Origin of the sequence: Kitasatospora sp. NPDC091257 (assembly GCF_044757675.1) — a bacterium.
In the GTDB taxonomy this organism is placed as follows: Bacteria; Actinomycetota; Actinomycetes; order Streptomycetales; family Streptomycetaceae; genus Kitasatospora; species Kitasatospora lactacystinica.
In genome coordinates this window covers 1-1657 of the sequence record NZ_JBIVVI010001596.1, presented here as the reverse complement: position 1 = coordinate 1657, position 1657 = coordinate 1, and the positions used below count along the sequence as shown (strand labels likewise).

The 1657-nt window shown below is 77.2% G+C and carries 2 protein-coding genes; both read left to right on the top strand.

The annotated features are described in order from the left end of the window. Positions 1-139 precede the first annotated feature (139 nt). Positions 140-982: a methyltransferase domain-containing protein gene (locus ACIQOV_RS40610; protein WP_401056050.1), complete on the top strand. Its 843-nt coding sequence runs from the start codon at positions 140-142 to the stop codon at positions 980-982. Then, positions 979-1539, top strand: a complete 561-nt coding sequence (locus tag ACIQOV_RS40605; protein ID WP_401056051.1) for a DUF6584 family protein — start codon at positions 979-981, stop codon at positions 1537-1539. The genes ACIQOV_RS40610 and ACIQOV_RS40605 overlap by 4 nt, the downstream gene beginning before the upstream one ends. Positions 1540-1657: the final 118 nt, after the last annotated feature.

Sequence of the window (1657 nt, the reverse complement as noted above, 5' to 3'; positions counted from 1 at the left end):
GGGGAGAGCAACCGGACCCGGCCCGACGTCCCCGCCTTCGAGGAGACCGTCCGCGCCGCCGTGAACACCTTGCACCGATCCAGGAGGCCACGGTGGGGTGGTCGCTGACGCAGCGTCACATTCCTTTAGGGTGACGGCCATGAGCGACCCGCACCCCACCTCGGCCTTCAACGCCGCCAACACCGACCCGGCCGTCACCGACCGGCTGATCGCCGTGCTGGACGCCCAGGCGGCCAATCCCGGGGTCCGGCGGCTGCGCGCGTGGGCGCACGCACAGCTCGCCGTACGCCCCGGGGAGCGCGCGCTGGACATCGGCGCCGGCACCGGGTCGGAGACCCAGGTGCTCGCGGCCGCGGTCGCCCCGGGGGCCGGGGCGACGGACCGCGCCACCGGCAGCGCGATCGGCCTCGAACCCAACCCCGGGCTCCGGGCCGTCGCCGAGCAGCGCGCCACCGACGCCGGCAGCGCGGCCCGCTTCCTGGACGGCGACGCGCTCGACCTGCCGTTGCCCAACGGGGAGTTGGACGTGGTCTGGTGCGAGCGCGTCCTCCAGCACCTCCCCGATCCGGCGAAGGCCGTCGCCGAGATGGCCCGGGTGCTGCGTCCGGGCGGCCGGGTCGCACTGCTGGACACCGACTGGGCCACCTTCGTGCTCCACCCGGCCGCCCCGGAGATCCGCCCCGCGCTGGCCGCCGTCGCCGAGGGCACCGCCGCCACCCCGGACGCCGGGCGCCGCCTCGCGGGCCTGCTGGCCGAGGCCGGACTGGCCGTCGATCAGCTCGGCGCCGACGTCCTGCTGCACGACTCCCGCACGGTCACCCGGCCGATCGTCCACGGGATCGGCGCGGCGGCCGTCGGCCGGGGCCTGATCACCGAGGAGCAGCGCGACCGGCTCTACGCCGACCTCGACGCGGCCGCCGAGCACGGGACGTTCCACCTGTCGGTGGCGATGTTCGCCGCGGTCGCCCACCGGCCCCGCTGAGCGAACCCGCAGACCAGCCGCACCGACCAGCCGCACCGATCAGCCGCGCCGACCGGCCGCTGAGGAGGCCGACGCGCGGCTACGCCTGCGGCGGCCTGGCGGCCTCGTACCCGGCGGGCCTCACGGCGAGGCGGCGGCCGGCCTGGATCTACCGCCTGTCCGGCGAGCCGACCGAGGCGGGCCGCTGGGCGCACCTCGACACGGACCGGGACCGCCCGCGCCAGGCCGGCCGGGCTCCGCGAGACGGCCTCCGCACGGGCGGGCCGCCCGGTCCACTGGCAGCGCGTGCACGACCGCGCCCGGCACCCCGCCCAGGAGGAGCCGGCCGGGCTGCCGGCCTGCGCCTCTCTGGTCCTCGCCGGTCTGGTGCTCCCGGGCTTCGCGGTGCTCGGTGTCGTCACCTTCGTCTGCTGGTCACTCTGGCGCCGGCACTGCGGTACTCCGGCGCCCCCGGCCCCTCGCTTCAGAGCCGGTGCAGCGCCGCCTCGCAGAGCCGGCACCGCTGCTGCTCCAGCTCGGGCGGGTACCACGGCTCACCCGGCCGGGCGGGACGGTAGTGGGCGTGCTCCATCGGGGCGGTGTCCAGCTCTGTCGGTGGCGGTGTTGGGGTTGCCGTCGGTGACCGTCCGCAGCCGGATCTCGCCCGGCCCGGTGCGCTCCCACCAGGACGGCCGG